The 21,553-nt window shown below is 41.1% G+C and carries 17 protein-coding genes; 6 read left to right on the top strand and 11 right to left on the bottom strand.

Annotation, left to right across the window (positions count from 1 at the left end; all coding sequences use genetic code 11):
• Window positions 1–112: 112 nt before the first annotated feature.
• Entirely contained in the window at window positions 113–1,495 is a 1,383-nt protein-coding gene (locus FD725_RS07665) for a collagen-like protein (protein WP_179047570.1), read from the top strand.
• Between the two features lie 119 nt (window positions 1,496–1,614).
• Here FD725_RS07665 and FD725_RS07660 read toward each other — a convergent pair whose 3' ends face one another.
• Together FD725_RS07660 and queA are read right to left on the bottom strand one after the other, a co-directional pair.
• A complete protein-coding gene (locus tag FD725_RS07660) occupies window positions 1,615–2,766 on the bottom strand; it encodes a lipopolysaccharide assembly protein LapB (protein ID WP_179047569.1) in 1,152 nt (383 codons plus the stop codon).
• Between the two features lie 338 nt (window positions 2,767–3,104).
• On the bottom strand, window positions 3,105–4,313 hold the full coding sequence (gene queA, locus FD725_RS07655) for a tRNA preQ1(34) S-adenosylmethionine ribosyltransferase-isomerase QueA (RefSeq protein ID WP_179047568.1): 1,209 nt from the start codon (window positions 4,311–4,313) through the stop codon (window positions 3,105–3,107).
• A 222-nt stretch (window positions 4,314–4,535) separates the two neighbouring features.
• Here queA and FD725_RS07650 point away from each other — a divergent pair, with 222 nt between their 5' ends.
• A complete protein-coding gene (locus tag FD725_RS07650) occupies window positions 4,536–4,925 on the top strand; it encodes a hypothetical protein (protein ID WP_179051469.1) in 390 nt (129 codons plus the stop codon).
• 82 nt (window positions 4,926–5,007) lie between these two features.
• On the opposite strand, the gene FD725_RS07645 is transcribed toward FD725_RS07650, so the two are convergent.
• Complete coding sequence (locus FD725_RS07645; RefSeq protein ID WP_179047567.1) at window positions 5,008–5,469, bottom strand: YraN family protein; 462 nt, start codon at window positions 5,467–5,469, stop codon at window positions 5,008–5,010.
• 14 nt (window positions 5,470–5,483) lie between these two features.
• Between FD725_RS07645 and FD725_RS07640 the strand changes: the two genes are divergently transcribed.
• Window positions 5,484–6,059, top strand: coding sequence for a pentapeptide repeat-containing protein (locus tag FD725_RS07640; RefSeq protein ID WP_179047566.1), 576 nt, complete (start codon window positions 5,484–5,486; stop codon window positions 6,057–6,059).
• A 92-nt stretch (window positions 6,060–6,151) separates the two neighbouring features.
• Here FD725_RS07640 and FD725_RS07635 read toward each other — a convergent pair whose 3' ends face one another.
• Window positions 6,152–8,320, bottom strand: coding sequence for a DEAD/DEAH box helicase (locus FD725_RS07635; protein WP_179047565.1), 2,169 nt, complete (start codon window positions 8,318–8,320; stop codon window positions 6,152–6,154).
• Window positions 8,321–8,492: 172 nt separating this feature from the next.
• Complete coding sequence (locus tag FD725_RS07630; protein WP_179047564.1) at window positions 8,493–8,867, bottom strand: hypothetical protein; 375 nt, start codon at window positions 8,865–8,867, stop codon at window positions 8,493–8,495.
• A gap of 702 nt (window positions 8,868–9,569) precedes the next feature.
• Between FD725_RS07630 and FD725_RS07625 the strand changes: the two genes are divergently transcribed.
• The gene (locus FD725_RS07625; protein WP_179047563.1) at window positions 9,570–10,847 is read left to right on the top strand and encodes a type IV pilus twitching motility protein PilT; all 1,278 of its coding nucleotides are present in this window, start codon (window positions 9,570–9,572) and stop codon (window positions 10,845–10,847) included.
• A gap of 240 nt (window positions 10,848–11,087) precedes the next feature.
• On the opposite strand, the gene FD725_RS07620 is transcribed toward FD725_RS07625, so the two are convergent.
• On the bottom strand, window positions 11,088–12,128 hold the full coding sequence (locus tag FD725_RS07620) for an adenosine deaminase (RefSeq protein ID WP_179047562.1): 1,041 nt from the start codon (window positions 12,126–12,128) through the stop codon (window positions 11,088–11,090).
• A 194-nt stretch (window positions 12,129–12,322) separates the two neighbouring features.
• Window positions 12,323–14,788: a PAS domain S-box protein gene (locus FD725_RS07615; RefSeq protein WP_179051468.1), complete on the bottom strand. Its 2,466-nt coding sequence runs from the start codon at window positions 14,786–14,788 to the stop codon at window positions 12,323–12,325.
• Window positions 14,789–15,324: 536 nt separating this feature from the next.
• Here FD725_RS07615 and FD725_RS07610 point away from each other — a divergent pair.
• Window positions 15,325–16,668, top strand: a complete 1,344-nt coding sequence (locus FD725_RS07610; protein WP_179047561.1) for an adenylosuccinate synthase — start codon at window positions 15,325–15,327, stop codon at window positions 16,666–16,668.
• 120 nt (window positions 16,669–16,788) lie between these two features.
• Entirely contained in the window at window positions 16,789–17,088 is a 300-nt protein-coding gene (gene rplY / locus FD725_RS07605; RefSeq protein WP_179047560.1) for a 50S ribosomal protein L25, read from the top strand.
• Window positions 17,089–17,201: 113 nt separating this feature from the next.
• Here rplY and FD725_RS07600 read toward each other — a convergent pair whose 3' ends face one another.
• From FD725_RS07600 to FD725_RS07585, 4 genes are all read right to left on the bottom strand, one after another.
• Window positions 17,202–18,773 (bottom strand): metallophosphoesterase, encoded by a 1,572-nt coding sequence (locus FD725_RS07600; RefSeq protein WP_179047559.1) that lies wholly within the window; start codon window positions 18,771–18,773, stop codon window positions 17,202–17,204.
• Between the two features lie 93 nt (window positions 18,774–18,866).
• Window positions 18,867–19,304: a response regulator gene (locus FD725_RS07595; protein WP_179047558.1), complete on the bottom strand. Its 438-nt coding sequence runs from the start codon at window positions 19,302–19,304 to the stop codon at window positions 18,867–18,869.
• A gap of 92 nt (window positions 19,305–19,396) precedes the next feature.
• Complete coding sequence (locus FD725_RS07590) at window positions 19,397–20,017, bottom strand: Uma2 family endonuclease (RefSeq protein ID WP_179047557.1); 621 nt, start codon at window positions 20,015–20,017, stop codon at window positions 19,397–19,399.
• Window positions 20,018–20,183: 166 nt separating this feature from the next.
• Window positions 20,184–21,494 carry a hypothetical protein gene (locus FD725_RS07585; RefSeq protein WP_179047556.1) on the bottom strand — a complete coding sequence of 437 codons (1,311 nt, stop codon included), beginning with the start codon at window positions 21,492–21,494 and terminating at the stop codon, window positions 20,184–20,186.
• Window positions 21,495–21,553 lie beyond the last annotated feature (59 nt).

The raw sequence follows: 21,553 nt of genomic DNA, 5'->3' as shown, positions 1-21,553 counted from the left end.
ACTGGAGTGGTTCTGTATTCAACAGAACCACTTTTTTTTGTAAATTTACACTTAATTTAAAGTCTTGATCTTGTGGCTATTAATTACGAATTACTAATTACTAATTAAAAAAATGCACCAAAGCTTGAGGAGTAAATTACCACTACTGTTAACTTTTTGCCTATTCACTAGCCTTTTACCTGCTTCTGGTTCAGTTATATGTTCCGCAGTTGCTAGTGAGAGATATGGTACATCAGGTAGCAATGGTATTAGTGGAAGAAGTGGTAGAAACGGCCGTGACGGCGAAAACCAAACAATTGTTGTCAAAGATTCACCAGTCAATCTTGATTTATCGGGTGAAAATGGCGAAGATGGTGAAGATGGCGATCGCGGTGAAAGACCTTATTGTGGCAATCAACCTCGTAATCCAAACTACGACATTCACGCACCTAATGGTGGTGCAGGCGGAAATGGTGGTAGAGGTGGCAATGGTGGCAATGGTGGTTCCTTGACTGTTTACTATACAAATTTGGCTGACTTGCGGAAAATTTTTGTCCGTGCAACCCCAGGAGACTTTGGCCGAGGAGGAAGGGGTGGTAGTGGCGCAGTCGGTTGTAATTGTCGGCGGCGCAACTGGGAGATAGAAACTTGTAAGGGAACTCCCGGAAACTCTGATTATAAGTGTACAAAAAAACGCTACAGATGTTATGACGGCGAAGATGGGCGTGACGGGAGTGATGGCGGGAATGGTAAAGAAGGACGTTTAGGTGTTTTGAGTATTGTTAACGGGAAGGAACCTTTAGCACCAGAGACTCCAAATGTGACGATAAATTTGGCTGAAATTGCAGGTAAAAAGTTAAATCTCTCAAAAAACAAATGGCATATTCGTCAAGGTGCAGTTTCTTTAGTTGCTCCTGGTTCTATTGTTGCTGACGAGTATCGAGAATTTGCCGCACGACTAGAGAAAACTTGGCAAATAGTCTGGCAGGAAAAGCAACCTATTACCAGTTTTACTAATCAACCTGTCACAGTGAGTTTAAATGATAATCAGCAAGTAGATGTGACTTTTGCTGATGATTTATGGGTGGGTGGTAGTAGCAGTAGTGAAGGTAACTTGACAACTTTCACTGTGAATTACGCGATCGCTAAAAAAGATGTTACACGATTAGCAGTGTCAGAATTTGCTGATGCTGGAGAAAATCTGAACTTAAAAATAGTCGATTTAGCAGCGAAATCTGATGCTATTCAAACTCAATTTCGAGCTAAGTTGCGTGCAAGAGATAACTTTAGTGGTTTCTCTGATTATAAAACTGTATTTGAAGGAGATATCCCTGGCGAATTTATCACCCGTGACTATAACCGTTTTATCCTAGCATTAGGTAAGCTAAAAATTCCTTCAGAAGCTCTTAAACCCGGTGTCAATGTTGAGATAGAAATTGTAGCTACACGTTCTCTAGAAGGACGTTCTGCTCAACAAACTATTAGTTGGCAAGGGACAATTCGGAAACAGAAATGAATTCCTCTGTGTCTTCTCTGCGAGACGCTTTGCGAACGTGTCTCTGTGGTGAAAAATAATTTATTTAACCACAAAGCCACAGAGGCACAGAGAGAAAAGCCAAAAGGGCTAATCAATTTTTAGCTTTTTCCGTTACCTTCAACTTTATCTGGTGTTGAGCCAGGAAATACTGGTTGAAATAATGGTTTTTCGGCTGAGATAGGCACACCTTCTGTAGTAGTGCTGGCTTGTGGGTTATTCGTAGGGTTTGGTGTAGGCTTGGGAGTGGATGCTTGCCTTTGTTGAAGTTTTTGTTCAGCAATTTTTTGATCAGACTGCTGCATTAATTGCTCAATCTTGGCAATGGGTTCGAGATTTCCTTGTGCTTTGTATTCTTCATGGGCGCGTTTGAATGCTGCACTCGCTTTTTTCCAGTCACCTTGGTTATATAAGGTTACTCCTAAGTTATAGTAGGCTGTAGCATTTTTGGGATTTTGACGGACAGCTTGGATATAAACAGCAATAGCCTCAGAAGTTTGTCCTTGTATTGCCATGAGGCTACCCAAGTTACTGTAAGCTGTAGTATTTTTTGGGTCTAATTTTAATACTTGCTGATAAGCAGCGATCGCTTCTTCTAGTTTTCCTGATTCTTGCAGGGCGATCGCTAGATTATAATAGGCGTTGGTATTGCCAGAGTCATAATTGATTGCTTGTTGATAAGCAGCGATCGCTTCGGGAATCTGTCCTTGTTGGTATAATGCTAAACCTAAGTTATAGTTAGCAGCCACCCTTGTCGGATCTAAAACCAAGGCTTGACGATAAGCTGTGATTGCCGCTTCTGTTTGTTCTTGTTTGTGCAGTGCTAACCCTAAGTTGTAATAAGCATCACCAATATTAGGATTAAGTTTTATTGCTTGGTTGTATTCTTGCACTGCCAAATCTAAGCGGTTTTGCATCAAGAAGACATTACCCAGATAATTTCTCGCCATCGCCAATCTAGGTTCACGCTGTAGTGCTTGGCGAAAAGCATATTCTGCACCTTCCCAATCACCACGATTATAGCGTGTGACTCCCTGTTGATAAAAGCTAGCTGTTGTCAAATCCTGAGAAATGGGACTTTGCACTAGTACTTTTGCATCTGGTGAATGCACATTTGTCGGTGCAGCCAACACCAAAAACGCAGAGGCTGCACATACAAGCCGCAAATACGGCTTTTGCCAATCCAGAACTTGCCGGGATGTGATTGACGACAAACCGTAAAACCACTGTTTAATTTGATGTTGTTTATACATGGTGAAATATCTATATTAATTGTTAGACCCCTATAAGTCAGAGTACCCAATACAGAATTCAAAATTCACAATTAAAAAGTTTATACCGAGGACTTGTTGGTCAATGGTCAATGGTCAATGGTCAATAGTCAATAGTCAATAGTCAATAGTCATTGGTCATTAGCATTTCTTCTTCTCCCGTGCTTCCCCTACCAAATCAGTTACCAGTTAACAGTTATCAGTTACCAGTTAATAAACGTTCACTGTTCACACTTCTGCACCCCTGCACCTTTCACTCCCTCACTCCCTCACTCCCTCACTCAGCACTCAGCACTCAGCACTCCCTCACTCAGCACTCACTACTCCTTGGGCAAAATCAACATAGCATCACCAAAAGAATAGAAACGATATTGAGCAGCGATTGCTTCTTGGTATATATCTAACAGTTGTTTTCTACCAATCAATGCACTGACTAACATCAGTAAACTGGAACGTGGTAGGTGAAAATTGGTAATTAACCCCTCTACAACTCGCCATTGGTAGCCAGGATAGATAAATAGGTTAGTTTTCCCACAAAAAGCTTGTAATTCTCCCGATTGGGCTGCTCCTTCCAAGGCGCGGACTACTGTGGTTCCCACGGCGATAATTCTGCCCCCAGCTGCTTTGGTAGCGCGGATTTGTTCTACTGTGGCAGAGGGAACTTCAATCCATTCCTCGTGCATTTGGTGACTGGTGACATTTTCCACTTCCACCGGGCGAAAGGTTCCCACACCCACGTGAAGTGTAACATGAGCTTGATTAATGTCGCGATCGCGCAATTTATCTAGCAACTCTGGAGTAAAGTGTAACCCAGCCGTGGGTGCGGCGATCGCTCCTGGTTGTTCAGCGTACACAGTTTGATACTGTTCGTCCGCCGCTTGGGATGCAGTGATGTATGGTGGTAAGGGTATTTCCCCAAATTTATCTAAAAGTTGTACTAAAGACTGCCCCTCTGGTAAATCAAACTCCAGCAAACGCCCTCCTGTGGCTGCGTCTGTTTCTAAGACGGTGGCGGTTAGGTGGGTACTGGGTAATGGGTAATGGGTAATGGGTAATCGGTTATTTTCTTCCTCTTCAATCCCCAATCCCCAATTCCTAATTCCCAATTTCCCACCTGAAAAAATAATCTTTGTACCTTTTTTAAACCGTTTCCCCGGCTTTACTAAAGCTAACCAACAGTTAAACTTGCGCTCTTCTAATAATAAAATTTCGACTTCTGCACCAGATGATTTACGTCCATAAAGGCGTGCCGGGATGACTTTTGTATTATTCATAATTAACAAGTCCCCAGGACGGAGAATATCAGGTAAATCATGAAAAATGTGATGTAGGGGCGGTGTTTCATTCCCAGTATTTTGAGAATTAACTACCAACAAGCGAGAACTATCTCTGGGAACTACGGGATTTTGAGCAATCAGTTCTGGAGGTAATTGGTAATCATACCCAGCTAATGAACAATCTAAATTTGTATCGGTTGCTGCCTGACTAGAGGTTTGGTTGAGTTCTAATGATGATATCTGTTGCTCCATTGAAATTTCCAATGCTGAGAATAAGTTTGTTTGAGTTTTTTTGGCAAAAGCACCAAATTTTTCATCCAGATTATAAGATTGACACTATTAGGTAACACGTAAACAAATAGATAAAAAATGGGTAAACTTCCCCATCCAAAAACGGGGGCTTTTACCCTACCGGGATCACAATCTATTGAGGAAGATAGAAATGTAAGATTGGCTTTGATCCCTAGCACCATCATGGAATACTTGTACTACCTGGCAAATGCCAGTCTCACTTTGAGAGTTGTGCAATATTTGCACGCTAGTCCCCACATACCCGTTTCGTTTGTCACCGTGATTCATCAAATTGATGGTTGGGTGGTTAGGATCAAACTCAGAAGTCATGTCTCACCACAAACAGATGGTGACTTTCGAGCTTTTCTCAATGAATTAGGTATTAGCTATGAGCCACCGATGCGGGTGCAAATGGCATTGTGGAGTCTAGAAGCAGGACAATGTCCTGTGGATGTGATGCGTCGCTATCAAGTGGCGATCGTTTCACATGGTAGCCCAGAAAGGGAAGAAATAGAAGCTTTCCGTCAACAGTTTGTTCGAGGACTGGGTTACTGTCCCGAAACACTGGCGTAAAATCCATGATACTGAATACTGGAATTGGTAATTGGTAATTGAAGATAGGGACATCCCATTCATAGCCAGTTACCAATCAGCTTTACTCCATAGCCCAGTCAAAAGCTGCCGGGATATATTCTTGTAAATGTAATTGGTATCCGGCAACTGAGGAGCTAGCCATAGGCTTCTGGATAGCTGAAAGCTTTTGCGACTGTTGAGAAATTATCTGACAAGAGACAATAGCCACATCAAAACGGCAAGGGTACTCAGCTTTTTTTGGGTATTTAGCTAAAAATATTCCTGCTGTTTTGCCAATTTTGGCTTGTTTGATTTGAGTAATTGCGTTTCTCCCGCCGTCATCCCAACTACCAGGGCTACGGGTTTTTACCTCCACAAATGCCAGTATAGGTTCACTAGATTGGGCGATGATATCGATTTCTCCCCAACGGCAACCAAAACGACGGTGTAAAATTATCCAGCCTGTAGATTGTAACCATTGGGCTACGAGGTCTTCACCTAAATCACCAATATCGGGATAATGTGATGGAGGAGGGTTCGCCATTGGCTAAAAATAGCATGAATTCTAAATTAAGCGATCGCTTGTTCGGTTCTCTGCTCAAACCTATCAAAACTCTGTTTGGGTTAGAGCATCAAAAATCTCAGCGAATTTGGGTTAATTTACTCAGTCTATTGCTTTGGGTAGTATTGGGCATCACGACAATTGCCGGTTTTACTCCCCCAGCTTTAGCACTTGAGTACAACAAAGAAATTTTAGTAGAAGCTGATTTTTCAGGACGTGATTTAACAGACTCTAGCTTTACTAAAGCCAACCTCCGCCAGAGTAACTTTAGTAAATCTAATTTACAGGGTGTGAGTTTCTTTGCTGCCAACTTAGAATCAGCAAATCTAGAAGGTGCAAATTTGACAAACTCCACTTTAGACTCTGCTCGTCTCATCAAAAGCAATTTAACAAATGCCATCTTGGAAGGTGCTTTTGCAGCCAATGCTAAGTTTGATGGTGCAATTATTGACGGTGCAGATTTTACCGATGTCCTGTTACGTCCAGATGAGCAGAAAAAATTGTGTAAAGTTGCCCAAGGTACAAATCCGACTACAGGACGAGATACCCGTGACACTCTATTTTGTCCCTAATCTATTGACTTAAACTTTGTGTCTCTGTGCTTTTGTGGTTAAATAAATTTTCTCACCACAGAGACACAAAGACACAAAAGAATCTGTAATAACTACCACTGGCTGACTATCTGCCTCAGTTCATCCATATCCAAGTAATCATAAGCAAACGCCCTTCTTAAAAGCGAGTGGGGAATAAATTCGTCATACTTCTGCATTTGGGGTGCTTCCGCAGAACTGACTAAATCTTCCGGCATAATTCTCTGCTCACATAAAGAAACAATTTCTTTCTGAAGATAAGTAAATTTATCTTTACCTAACTTAATATGAAAATAATAAGGATTGACACCACCAATACTACTAATTGCCAACGATTCACGACAAAAGGTATTGAGTAACCTTTCTAGGGTACGATAGGCGATCGTCCCCATCCAAGGGAAAATACAACATCTACCCTGCTCTAATTGCACAATATTTTGCTCATGTAATCCTGCTTGCTGTGCAAGTTCACGAACAAGTTTTAAACGTCGTTGAGCATTTTTTTGCAAGTAACTATACTCCACGTCTTCCCATAAAACCCGGCGCATTCTTTGCAAAACTTTAGTGTGAATCTGACCACTACCACCACGCCAATAACTAGTGGCTTTACCTTCTACCTGTTTGACAAAAATAACTCTTTTTTTAAAGTCAACTTCCACCACTTCCCAAGTTATACCCGCCAAAGCAAATTGATTACCCACAGTAGGTAAGGTAATCACACTGCCAATTTCTTTTGTACCTTGCTTCACACTATATTCTTGATGATCAGCAAAGACAGCATAAAACTGAAACTTACCAACGATTCGTTCTCCCGCCAAACCTAAAATTAATTTATTTTGTTCAGTATGTTGAATATGACCAATATCAATTAAATAACGCAGTAATAACTTAAAATCTGCTTGAGTAATAGCCGCAAATGGAGGTAAACTTAAAACCTGTCTAGCTAGAGCAGCAGGAGAAATCTCTGCATTTGCTACTAAAATACTCATTGTCTGGTGATATAGCAAGCTAAACGGATATTTAATTGGCTGAATGGGTTCAATCCAACGTTCTTCTAAATAAAGTTGAATAATAGCTATACATTGTAGAAGCTGCCAAGGAATTTGTTCTGGTAACGATGCTTCAGTTGCAAGTTCATCTTCAGCACAAACAAAGCGCATATCCGCAGCTTCACCTCTTCTTCCTGCCCGTCCCAAACGTTGTAAAAAACTCGCTACAGATAAAGGTGATTCTAACTGAATGACTCGCTCTAAATGCCCAATATCAATACCTAATTCTAGTGTCAGTGTTGCCGCAGTCACTGCCGGAGTATTTGGTTCTCGCATAGCATTTTCAGCCGCTTGTCGCAAACTAGCTGATATACTGCCATGATGGACGTGATAGATATCTGGTAAGGCTTTTTGAGTGGCAATTTTTCGCAAAGAGGCAATTATTGATTCAGTTTGTGTGCGATTATTAGCAAAGATTAAACATTTACGAGATACGCTCAAATTAAAAATATATTGTTCGTAAGCTGTTATCTCTGACTCATCAACATCATCAGCAATATAAAAGTGTTCTACAGCTAATTTAATTTGGCGTTTTCCAGCTTCGACTTGAGGTGTCACTACTTGTTTATCTGTTCCTGAACGCAGCCAATCTTCCGCCATTGAGTAATCACCTAAAGTTGCTGATAAACCAATGCGGCGGGGTTGTGTTTGTGTCAAGTTTGCTAAACGCTGCAATTGACAAATAATTTGACAACCGCGTTCCGAACCCATAAAGGCGTGAATCTCATCAATGATGACAAATTTTAAATCTCCAAATAAACGCAATATTTCTTTATGTCTATTCACCAATAAACTTTCTAAGGATTCTGGTGTAATTTGCAGAATGCCTTGAGGATTTTGTAAAAGTTTCTTTTTCCGACTTTGAGCAACATCACCATGCCAATGGTAAACAGGAATATTGGCTGATTTGAGTATGTCGTTAAGGCGTGCAAATTGGTCATTAATTAAGGCTTTGATGGGGCTGATATATAACGCACCAATACTAGTAGTTGGGTTTTGGTGCAATAGTGTCAAAACAGGTAAAAATGCTGCTTCTGTTTTCCCCGCAGCCGTGGCGGCAGCAATTAATAAATGAGCATCGCTGTCAAATATCACTTGACAAGCTGCTGTTTGCACTGGTCTTAATTCAGTCCATTGATGATGATAAATATATTCTTGAATAAATGGTGCAAGTTTATTGAAGGTATTGGTCATTGGTCATTAGTCAATAGTCAATAGTCATTGGTCATTAGTCATTAGTCAATGGTCATTAGTCATTAGTCATTGGTAAAACTCTTACCCATTACCCATTACCCCTCTCATTTAGCCATGAAAAAACCCGGCTTGACCGGGCAGATGTACTGTTGTCGAATTTTGCGGTTAGTAACTATAGCTTGATGTCGCAAGTTAGAGGACAAGAGGCATAGACGGTTTTTTGCATTTGGTCTTCTTCACCGTGCAACCAGCTTAACCATTGCATATCTGTAGGGTGTACACCTTTAGCAGTTAACACACCAGCACCGATTAAAACGGCCATGACATTGAACATAATTAAGCCACCTGCTACTAGCAAAACTGCACTAACAGGCATGACAGATTGCAACACAATCGACAATAGACATCCAACCGTAGCCATCAATACAACTAGTGGAAAACCGACAACTAACAAGCACACTGCCAACGTAAAAGTCCATATTAAAAAGCTTTTGATAACCAACCAGGAGTAGGTCTTTCCGAGATTAGAGCTTTGAGCCGAAACCATGACTTTTCCTCCTAAAATACACAGCAATTTACTAATTCAGTAATGTTTCGCTTTTTGCTTACAAACTGAATACTTTAATGAAGTTTCAGTATATAAAACTCATCTGTGAAAATGAGCATTTATTTATTAAACTTTACAATTAATTTTTTTCAATGATGAATGTAAAGTTGAATTTACGTTTCCACCTGAATCTAGCTTTTGTTATCTGTCTAGAGGAGTAGAAGACAAAAGCCCTTCTACTAAAAGTTCATGGCAAGCCTTTTGTTTAGCCTCTGCTTAACATTTCTTATCTGAAATGCCTGAGTCTCTCATAATTCTCTAACTAAGCTCAACAAAATATCTAGAGATGATTTTGCTGTTAGTTGCTAGCCAGTTGAGGGTGAGTCAGTAGAAATCCTCTCATTTAAATGAATAGAAACTTCTTATAAAGAGTTTATTGCATAAAAAAATACTGTTAATTGACTATATATTTACTGATGTTAATTCTGAAGCGTTGAGTTAAACCAGTTTATATGAGGATGAGTTTTTTGGAATTTTTTAAGAGTAAAAAAAGATACGACAAACTCGGTCTAATTGTAACGAAATGTTACTTTGCCGTTTCATTTAGGTAAACACTTGTAATTCCGTCTCTTGGCGTTTTCTGAACCACTAAATCAGTTCTATTGTTTTTTCACTCTGATAACAGCTTAATCATAAAGATATATGACAGAATCCTCCCATCCATCTAGTTCTAATCCTGTTGTTGCTCGGAATGTACCACCAGTACCACCGCCACCCCCACCAACGTTAGTAACCCAACGCCAACAGACACAAACGTTGGATATGTCAGTCAATAGAAGTCCGAATCAACCAGTACCACCGCCTCCGCCAGCTCATCGTCCTGGAACTCCGCCACCAATAACGGCATCTACCAGCAGTCCCAATTTGACTTTGGCACAGATTATTAAAGAAGCTTTTGATAATGGATATTCGGATATTCACTTGGGTGTAGGTGAAATACCCCGCTTCCGTAACCGAGGTGAAATTAATCCCACCGACTATCCCGAAACGGACAAAGCAATTTTTATGAGTTGGATGCGGGAAATTATGACGGAGGCGGAAATCCAGCGCTTCCAGGAACACTTAGAATTCGATGGGGCGACTCAGTACGAATTTGCACGTGTCCGGATTAATATTTTTGACTCTCTCAAGGGTTATTCGATGGTGTTGCGGTTGATTCCTCTGAAAATATTGTCGATTGATCAGTTGCGATTACCACCAATATTTCGAGATATTTGTCACTACCATAAGGGTTTAATTTTGGTGACTGGCCCTACTGGTTCTGGTAAATCGACGACGATGGCGGCAATGATTGATTATATTAATCGAGAGATGCCTAAACACATCATCACTATTGAAGATCCAGTGGAATTTGTTCACCAAAGTCGCAAGTCTCTGATTAAGCAACGGGAAGTGGGAATGCACACCCGTAAATTTGATAATGCGCTGAAAGCGGCTTTGCGGGAAGATCCAGACTTGATTCTGGTGGGGGAAATGCGGGATAAGGAGACGGTAAACACTGCCCTGAAGGCGGCACAAACTGGTCACTTAGTTATGGGAACTCTGCATACTAATAGTGCGGTGAAGACTATTGAACGGATTCTCAATTTGTACTCAGGTGAGGAACAAGATGCGATGCGGGTAGCTTTGGCTGAGTCGTTAGTGGCAGTAATCGCTCAAGGCTTGTGCCGGACTACTGATGGTAAGCGGGCGGCTTTCCACGATATCCTGATTAATACGGAAGCAATCAAAGAGTGGATTAAAGACGGTAAGTACGATGAAATTACCGAATTGATGAAGCAAGCGAGCTTTGATGGCATGATTACGATGAATCAGTCGTTGCTCAATCTTTATCAAGAAGGTCGGATTACGGAAGAAACTGCGTTGGAAATGTCACCAACTCCTAATGAAATGGCTCAGTTTCTCCGAGGACGAGTTTAGCTTAAGCAGTAGAAGCCTATCGCTCACCCAGAGGGAGATGATGAGATGAATTGCGCCAAATGTGAAACCGCCCGTCTGTCAGTCTGACAGGGATTTACAATCCCTGTCTCATAGCTAAAGTCCTCTCAAGAGGACTGGATATTATAGTCCATTTTCATGGTGGGGGACAATACCCACGAGTAAGCTACACATATCAGGATTTTTGTGAATTGGTATGAGGTCTGTGGAATTCACGTTAATTTAGTTACTTGCTAAAGCCCTGGTAGTTTCTGGCTTTAGCAATCCGTTCAACAAAGATGCAGGACGTTGACCATAAGGCCAAGCAAAAGCATGGCGGAAGGCTGCATCCTGACAGGCTTGCAACTGTTCAAAGTTGATAATGTCGTAAGTCAGGAGATTTTCATACTCGAAAGGTAGACGGACATTATGCAACCCGGCGTTATCGGTACAAATGGCGATATCTACTCCAGCATCAAAACAACGGTCAAAAACTAACTTGAGTTGACGGATATCTTGTAAAGTGCCAGTTTTGATATAGGTTGTCGGACAGACTTCCAAACACTGACCACGTTTAGCTACATCTGCCAGTAATTCTGGATATAGTAGGGGAATTTGGATACCATGACCAATCCGCATCAGGTATGGGAGCATTTCTGGGTAACAGCCAGCTGTGGTTTCGTAAAAATGTCCGGTGGTGTTAATTCCCAGCGATCGCGCATATTCATATAAACTAATCCATTCTGGCAGGCGATCGGCATAATGACTATCACCCCCAGCTACATCTATTCCACAGACAAAATGTTTGTTTTGCGCGGCTAAATCAACGATCGCCTTATTTACCTCATAGGGTAGGCGTGTGTGCATACACAAGATTTGACTAGTCACAATGGGATATTCTCTGAGGCTGCTGGCTTGTCCTACCACCCCGACGATTTCTGCCATCTTGTCAATTCTCTCGGACTGACTCAGATGTGCTGGTGTACGTAAGTAAGGGGTGTAGCGCAGTTCCAGATAAGCCAAGTTTTCAAAAATATACGCACCCCTGACCAAACGATAAATAAAGTAAGGTAGGGTATCTACTGTCTGCACACTTTCCACTAAAGTGTGTAGTTCTAGGTACTCATCTAAGGTATTGCGGGGACGGGTGTAAAAATCTTCAAATTCTGCATACTCCGCAAACCGAGAAATTAACTCTGATGAATGACGCTCGAAATAGCGCCACAAGACACGGGGAACAACGGAACCACCCAAGTGTCTATGCAATTCTGCATATAAAGCCATAGTGCTACTTTTTTATAAAAATTTCATTAATATTAACAAAAACACCAAAGTAAAATCATGTATTTTCTAAGAATTCTTTGTTTATTTTGTTAATAGTGATTGATCTGTAGTTAGTAGTGAAAGTGTGTTTATTTTATTGGTAGTCAGTGGTCAATCTTTATTTATACAAACAAATGACAACACACAACTGCCCACTAGCCACTAACATTTACCGCATTAATTGTTTGAGCTAACTCTTTGGCAGTGCAGGGTTTAGACAAAAATGCTTTGACACCCATACTCAAAATTACCCCGGCATCAGGTTCGGATAACAATCCACTAATGGCAATAATTTTGACATCGGGATTGATATTTTTGAGTTGACGAATAGCGATCGCTCCATCCATTGTCGGCATCATCATATCTAACAAGACAACACTAATTTTTTGTTGATATTGTGTATAAATAGATATTGCTTCTTCACCATCGCTAGCTGTGAGTACTCGATAATTATATGCTTCTAGAGATGACTTAGTAATTTCCCGGATAATAGCTTCATCATCTACTACTAAAATTTCTTCACCGTTACCCGTAAGTAATTCTGTCTCCTCAGAATTAACTAACTGAGTGTTAGATAGCAAAGCAGGTAAATACACCTGAAATTGCGTACCTTGACTTTCCTCACTCTTGACGTTGATAAAACCACCGTGGTTATTAATAATACTTAAAGCCGTAGATAGTCCTAAACCTGTACCTTTGCCGATGTCTTTTGTCGAAAAAAATGGTTCAAAAATCTGTTGTTGAATTTTGGATGGAATGCCTAAACCAGTATCCTCTACATATATGACAATATAAGCACCACCTTCAGGAGCCAGCACCACATTTTCGGCGCTGATGTTCAATGTACCACCATGAGGCATGGCATCACGGGCGTTGAGTACAAGATTCATCAACACCTGATGTAGCTGAGTTGTATCTCCCGACACGTGCCAAAGATTTTCTGGGATATTGGTATGGCAGATAATTGACTTAGGAAATGTTTGCTGGACAATTTGCTCAACTTCTATCAGTAATTGTCTGATTTGGACAATTGTCTTTTTCCCTTCAATACCCCGTGCAAACGATAATACCTGCTTGAGTAAATTTGCCCCGCGTTTGACGTTATTCTCTAAAGTATTCAGTACCTTTTGCATTTGCGGGTCATGCAACTTCATCTGTAAGAGCTGCACCGACATTAAAATTGGCGCGAGGATATTGTTAAGATCGTGAGCAATGCCACTTGCCATTGTACCAATACTTTCTAGACGCTGCGATCGCAATAGTTGTGCTTCTAGCTGTTTTTTGGATGTGATTTCTGTATTCACGCTCAAAATTGATTTTGGCTGGCCATCTTTGTCTTTGACTAGCTTCCAGCGACTTTCTACAATAACTTTCTGCTCATCTTTAGTTAGTTGATGTAATTCACCTTGCCACTCACCTTTATCTATCACAGTTAGTAGTGCTTCTTGTTGCTGGGGGGAATTGATGTGATGCAGGAGTTCCCCGACATTTTTACCTAAAGCCTCTTCCATCTTCCAGCCATACAAACGTTCTGCACCTTTATTCCAGAACAAAATTTGATTGTGAATATTTCTGACTAAAATGGCATCAGTGGCGACATCTAATAGCACTCTCTGTTCACGGATTTTCTGTTCTGCTTGCTTGCGCTTAGTGATATCCCGCGCCACTGCTAAATGTAAAAATGTGCCATCAGACTCATCAACTATTGGCACAGCATGAGTTTCCCACCAGCGACGAGTACCTTTAAATCCTACAATCTCGTACTCTAAAGTTTCTTTATTACCTTGACAAACACTTTGATGTAAAGCTGCAAAAGCCTGCTGATACTCTGGGGCAATTACCCAATTAATAGACTTACCAATAACAGCCTCAGTACTTTCCACTTCCATCATAGCTAATCCAGAAGCATTAATTTCTAAGAGTGTTCCATCCCTAGCAATTAGTTGAATACACCCTAGTTCTGCATCAAAAATTGCTCGTAAACGATGCTCATTTTGGCGAAGAGTAGTTTCTGTCTGCTGAAGTTTGACAATATAACGCTGTAGTAATTTATAAAGAAAAAACAGCAACAGTACATTCACAAAAACAGCTAGAGAAAATGTAGTGAGTGTTTTCTGGTAACTTATTTGTGATTGTTGTATCAGTTCTTGCAAGGAATTTCGCTCATTAGTTAATCGTTCGCTAATTAGCTGTGGGATTTCTGGCCTCGGTTGTGCTGTGAAACTGGGATTTTGACTAAGAGAAAATTCTTGCGTTAATTGTGCAAATCTTGCTCTAATCTTTTGTTCTAGTAAGAAAATCCATTTGTGGGATAGATTTTGATTTATGGTAATTTGACGCAGCCGTTGAATATTATCTAAAGTGCTTTGGCTAGAAGTTTTATAGTCTTTTAGTGCATCTAAATTTTTGGTTAACAAATAATTTTGCTGATTGATTTCAGTATCTTGAAACGTTGTTAGTATAGTTTCAATTTGAGTAATCACTGTATGGGAAGATGTCATCCATTGCTGATTGTGAAATAACTTCATGGTATGGCTGTAGCAAACTCCAGCATTCGTCAATAAGACTGCTAGTGCCAGAATAAATAATATTCTCAGCTTGTGGATGACAGAAAATTTCATGGTGCGATCGCCCTTCATGTCGTAGGCTAATAACTCCAATTAAGTCAAACTCAAAATTCTATAACTTAAAATTAACCCAGAGGTTTCTGTAGTTTATTAATCACAGCGATTTTTCGTTATCTGTAATTATTTACTACGCCACAGACACAATAACAGCATTAAAGATACTTTTTAATACTTTTTATCTTAAAAAAGAGTTTAATAGCAAATTTCTCTAGTAAGCAACTGTTATTTAAACTACTTTTTTGCAAAAATTGCACTTGAGAAACTCCTCTGCAACTCTTAACTTTGTGTCTCTGTCTTGAAAAGTTCAGATGCCTGCGGCAAGCCGCAAAGCGTCTACGGAGGAAACCTCCGCTCCGACTTTTCGCTGTGCCTTTGTGGTAAAAAAGTACTTTATCTAACCACAGAGGCACAAAGACACAGAGGGATTGATCACTGGCAGGGCCAATGCTAAAAATTTATGTATTGACAAACAACACATATTATGTTGATAATGGTTCTTTGTGGAAACTTTACCTCAATAAAATAAACACTTGGCTAACGTCATTGTCATAGGCGCTCAATGGGGCGATGAAGGAAAAGGTAAAATAACTGACTTACTCAGCCGCTCCGCAGACGTAGTGGTACGTTATCAAGGGGGTGTCAATGCTGGACACACAATTGTAGTTAAGGATCAGACTTTTAAACTACATTTAATTCCCTCTGGTATTTTGTACCCAGAAACAGAATGTATGATCGGTTGTGGGACAGTCATTGACCCACAAGTTTTAATAAAAGAACTCGACCAATTAGAAAGTTTAAATATTTCTACTAAAAATCTGCTCATTTCTGAAACAGCCCATGTCACAATGCCATATCATCGGCTCATTGACAAGGCCTCAGAAGAGCGACGCGGCAGCCATAAAATTGGAACCACTGGTCGAGGGATTGGCCCTACTTACGCCGACAAATCTGAGCGTACAGGGATTAGGGTATTAGACTTGATGGATGCAACAGCGCTACGCGAGCAACTGGAATGGACGATTAACTATAAGAACGTTATTTTAGAGAAGCTGTATAATTTGCCTCCTCTAGATACTGAACAAGTCATCAGTGAGTATCTAGGGTATGCAGAACGCTTGCGGCCTCACGTAGTTGATACATCGTTAAAAATATATGATGCCATTCAACGGCGGCGCAATATTTTATTTGAAGGCGCACAAGGTACACTCCTGGATCTAGATCATGGAACCTATCCTTATGTCACCTCCTCGAATCCAGTAGCCGGGGGGGCTTGCGTAGGAACAGGTCTAGGCCCGACAATGATAGACCGGGTAATTGGTGTGTCCAAAGCTTACACAACGCGAGTGGGAGAAGGGCCATTTCCTACCGAACTGGATGGGGAGTTGGGCGAATTACTGTGCGATCGCGGGGCTGAATTTGGTACAACCACGGGACGTAAACGACGCTGTGGTTGGTTTGATGCTGTTATCGGTCGTTATGCCGTGAGAATCAACGGTATGGATTGTATGGCTATCACCAAATTAGATGTCCTTGACGAGTTGGCAGAAATTCAAGTCTGTGTCGCCTACGAAATAGATGGCGAACGCTGTGATCATTTTCCCACCAGCGCCCGTCAATTTGCCCGGTGTCGTCCCATTTATAAAACCTTACCAGGATGGCAAGTGCCAACAACCGAATGCCGCAACCTGGAAGACTTGCCCCAGCAAGCACTGGACTACCTAAAATTTCTGGCGGAATTAATGGAAGTCCCGATTGCGATCGTCTCTTTAGGCGCTAGCCGCGATCAAACCATAATTGTTGAAGACCCCATTCACGGGCCAAAACGCGCTTTGTTACACCCTAATGGTACTCCTGCTTCTTTGCTGAGTGCTTAATCAAGAGTCAAAAATCAAGAGTCAAGAGTCAAGAGTTTATAGCAACTACCATTGACCATTGACCATTGACCATTGACCATTGACCATTGAACATTGACAACTAACAACTAACAAAAACATATGTCTCTGACAGTCGAATCTAAAACTCGACCAGAAGGCAGCAAACCCAATGCGCTGCGCCGTTCTGGACTTATCCCTGCTAACTTGTACGGACACAAAGGTAGAGAATCAATTTCTTTGGTAGTTGATGCCAAAGTTGTGGAACGTCTACTCAAAGCTGCTGCTGTTAACAAAACAGAAATTGAACTCAACATTCCTGAACTAGAATGGACTGGAAAAACTGTACTCAAAGAAGTGCAGACACATCCAGCTAAAGGTACAGTGTACCATATCAGTTTTTGTGCCACTGCTAAAGACTAAAGCTGGTAAAAAGTTTGTGATAATTGCTGATAACACCAGGGGTTAAACCCTGGTTTTTTGTTGTTTGGCTTTTTTGGCAGCTATGGGATTGTTTCTGACTTCTGAATTCTTCTTCAAATTACCAATGGTGCTAACTCGTGCTTGTGCCATTGTTCTTCTACTCGTTCTGCAACCAAAGGTCTGACAATAAACTGGGGTGGATTTCCGGCTTGTACATCAATCCGTACAGCAGAATAGGGTAATCGCTTGGGTGAATTTTGGTCACTACGTCCCACATACAGCAGTGAATCGGCAACTTTTCGCACAGAACGTCCAGAATGATCATGAAAAATCTCCATTAATTCTGTTCCTTCTGGTCGTTGACGACGAGGACGACGACCACTACCACCAGAAATAATGCAGTTGAGATGTGAGTCAGCATAACCTGTATCAACTGTACGGAGATATTCTAGACAGTGGGCATGACCGTTGAAAATTAAATCAACTATGGGACGTTCTTTAACCAGAGAACCGAGGGTTTCGGCAACTTGGTTAAATACCCAGCGCAAACGATGACGAACTGCTAAAGTTTGTGCTTGATTCCATTTTGTCGCCTCAGTCACGTAGGGGGGATGGTGGAAAAAAATAATTCTGCCGCGTACTTCTGTAGTGTTCCACGATGCAATCAGCCGACTTCGCAGCCAGTCTAGTTGTTCAAAATCTATATTTGGTGTGTTGTGGGATGCTAATTGCTTTTCGATATCGATTTTGACTTCATTGATTTGGTCTAATTTGGCGCTGAGGTCATCAAGTTGTTCGGCATCATCTGGATGATCTGGGTTGAGGGTGTCGCATTCTCCTAAGATTTGTCTTTCTTCTTGATCTATTTCTTGGCGACGCTGTTGTAATTCCCGGCGGTAAATGTCTCCGGCTGGGGTTGTGGGTAAAGGTGAGGGTGTATTCCAAGTGTTAGAATCAAGGGCAAAAAAATCAATACCACCGTAACGGAAAGTATAATAACGGTTGGGGACGCGGGTGAATTCTCCAGGTAAGTAACGTAGACAGCGACCTGTATCTGTTTTAGCTGTGTAGTGCTGGTCTAAATGACGATGTAATGCTTCTGGGGTGTTAAAGGCTGCGAGATAATCAATAAATGCTTTGGCGTAAGCATCACCTTGATTAGAACCGTGCCAACCGATCTCAAAATCTTTGTAGCGTAGCATTCGTCGTAAGCGTAACGTACTTCCGGTCAGCAAGCGATACATTAAAGGGACATCATAGTAATCATGGTTGCCTAATACTGGTAAAAAGGGTAGATTAAACGTCATGCGATCGCTAGCAATTTTGTGCGGGTTCTCGCCACCCACTAAAAACTCCCGGTAAGGTTCGATAAAGTTAGCTGGGTAATACTCATGGGAACCTACCACATAAATGACATCTCCAGTGTGTAACACAAAGCGGCACTGATCTTTATGTGCCAGCATTAGTTCTGCCACCTGCCTTTGGGGATGAGAACCGTAGTGTGACTTTGTACCACTATCACCAATGACCATAAACGAAAATTCTGGATTTTCGTCTCGGCCATCATCAATTACTAGACTGGTTTGGTCGATGCCGCGCTGGACGATGCTAGGATGCTGCCATCGCACTCTCTCCTTCATCTTGTGAATTTTTACAGGAATTGATGGTTCGGAAATTAATTTCATGAGTGATGGGTATTGGGTATTGGGTATTGGGTATTGGGTATTAGGTAAGAATTTTCTCTCAATTACCAATTAGCCATTACCCAGCTAATCACTTTAATTTTTGCTAGAGTTGAGCAAACTACTAATTGCCTCAATTAAAGCATCAGGATCTACGGGTTTGGATATGTGCAGTTGAAAGCCAGCGTTGATTGCCTGTTGCTGATTGATTTCTCCAGCATAAGCGGTGAGGGCGATCGCTGGTAGATTTCCTCCCTGTTGTGGTGGTTGCTGTCTGAGTTGGCGCATCAGCATATAACCATCTACCTCTGGCATCCCAATATCGCTGATGAGAATATCTGGGAGTGATAGAGATAAGGTTTCTAATGCTTCTTGTGCTGATGATACTGCCGTGACTGCCACATCATAATCTTCTAGGATAAAGGTGATTAAGTCTCGGATATCTGGTTCATCGTCTACTATTAAAACCCGCACACCCGCAAGTGTGGGGGAGTAAGAGTTAGTAGGTATAGAATTTTTCTCCTCACGGCTCATCGGTTCTGGTTTAATCAGGGTAATTGTAAAATTTAGGCGATCGCCAAACTAATACTTAAAACTCAGGATAGTAATTTAAAGTCACTTTTTGACTACGCTAAACCTGCGGCAAAAATTTGACTAGCTGTAAGATTTAATTCGGGAAGCGTTTGGGAGATAATGCGATCGCTATCTCGAAATTTGCTGACTTGATATTCTCCATCAACTAAGTTACACACAGAAACGGTCGGTTGTTTGGGGTTGCCGATAAAATTACGTCCACCTAAAGCGGCATAATCTATAATCCAGTATTCAGGGATACCCATCTCCTCGTAATCAGCATATTTCACGTAGTAATCATCTCGCCAGTTGGTTGAGACAATCTCAATCACCAAAGGGATGGATGCTCCTAAACTGAGGGTAGATGCTTTTTTCCATAATGTTTCATTGACCAGATTTGCCCGATTTAATACCAATACATCAGGAAAGTAACCAGAATCCTTTTCTGGAGGTCTAACTATCACTTGGTTGGGGATACCATATGGTAATCCTAAACGTTTGATTTCTACGGGAATTTCGATACAGAGAAAGCTCTTAACTTCTTCATGGTCGCCTACTGGTTGTGCCATTTCCACAATGTCTCCGTTATGTAGTTCGTAGCGTACTCCGGGGTTTTCGGGTAGCCAATCGACAAATTCCTGGAAAGTTACTAGCTTGGGTATGGCTTGAGTCATGGCTTTGGCGGATAGCTGCTTCAGTAATATTATCTACAATTTAAGCGCGTCAGAACAGAGTCCTATGACAATCCTAGATCATCTGTTTTCGAGTCGGCTGCACCAATTTAAAGGGAATAGGCAATAGGCAATAGGCAATAGGCAATAGGCAATAGGCAATAGATTTTCACTTCTTCACTAAAAAATAGGCTGTAGCATACTCAGGTAGCTGACTAATATATTGCCCAAAAGCTTTTTGACTGGGAAAAATTCCAGCTAAGAAATCAAGTTGATGTAAATTGGGTAAAAATGCTCCGCCTGTATCGGCAATGACTCCCATTTGCAATTGCCTACGTCCACCTTGATTATGCTCAATCACAACTACTCGACCTAAGCCAATATTTAACACATCTCCAGCAAAAGTAACGCCTGGTTTAATCGAAATTTTGCTATCTATTTTGTAGCCATAGCCTTTAATCGCATCAACCTGTCTAAAATACCAATAACGCCTTTGTGCTGTTGCCTTTAAACCCCGGACATAAGACATGCCATTATTTTTATCTACATTAAAAAATGCTTGAGAACCATCTGTAAAATTTACCAAGACCGTTCCCTGCATTAATGCTTCTTCTAAACCAGTGCGTGTTAAATAAGCTAGAGGTTCAACTTTGCCGTATTCTCTACCTCCTGGTTCGTAAATACCAGCTAATACATCCTGTTTTGTATATCTGGTGTAAAATTTATCCGCTACTAAGTTATCTTTGAGGCTATAAATTGGTGTGTTGTAGGTTGAAGTGCGTTTACGAGAACCAGGATGTGTAAAAACGGCATATTTTGTAATTCTCAGTTGCTTTTGTTCGTTGTTTTCTGGGTTGTATGCTGTCCATCGGATCACCCGAAAATTTCTGTTGATAAAGTTGGGATTTTGTAAGCGAGTGATGCGATTATTGGCAATATCCTCTCTGAGGACATCAATCATAAAATCTAGAGTTCTGAAAATATCTGCGGTGGTGACTTTTTGTGTACTTAACAAACCAGTACGTAAGATATCTGGGTCTTCGGTAGCGTGTTCTTGAAAGTATTTTCTAGTGTTGATCAGTACGGTTAATAAGTCAGACTGATTAAAATTAATTTTATTGGTTGGTAGTTGTGATGTTGCTAAAATTTGATTACCACTAACACTAAATTTATACTTTTTCCACTCATCAATGATGGGAAAACTGATGGGTTTGGGAGGTAAATTTTGAGCTAAATTAGCTTTAGCAGAGATTACTGCTGGTGTAATAGTGGTTTTTTGCCAGAAATTAGCGTTTAGTGGGGTAGTGAGACTAGCTGCTTGGGCAATCTGGAATTGATTTTGAGGAGAATTGATTTGCTGTTGGACTAGCTGTTTATTTGGGGAATGATTATTATATAGATGGCTACTACCTATACCTACAAGCAACAATGCAGCAGCACCTAATGTGAGTCTGATTTTTTGGCTGAATAGGATACTCATAAATTGGCAACAAACTTTGCAATACTAATTTGATTATGCGCTTTTGGCGCACTGAACAG

This window comes from Nostoc sp. TCL26-01 (assembly GCF_013393945.1).
In the GTDB taxonomy this organism is placed as follows: Bacteria; Cyanobacteriota; Cyanobacteriia; order Cyanobacteriales; family Nostocaceae; genus Trichormus.
The sequence above is the reverse complement of the archived record's forward strand: the minus strand, read 5'-3'. Positions and strand labels throughout refer to the sequence as shown.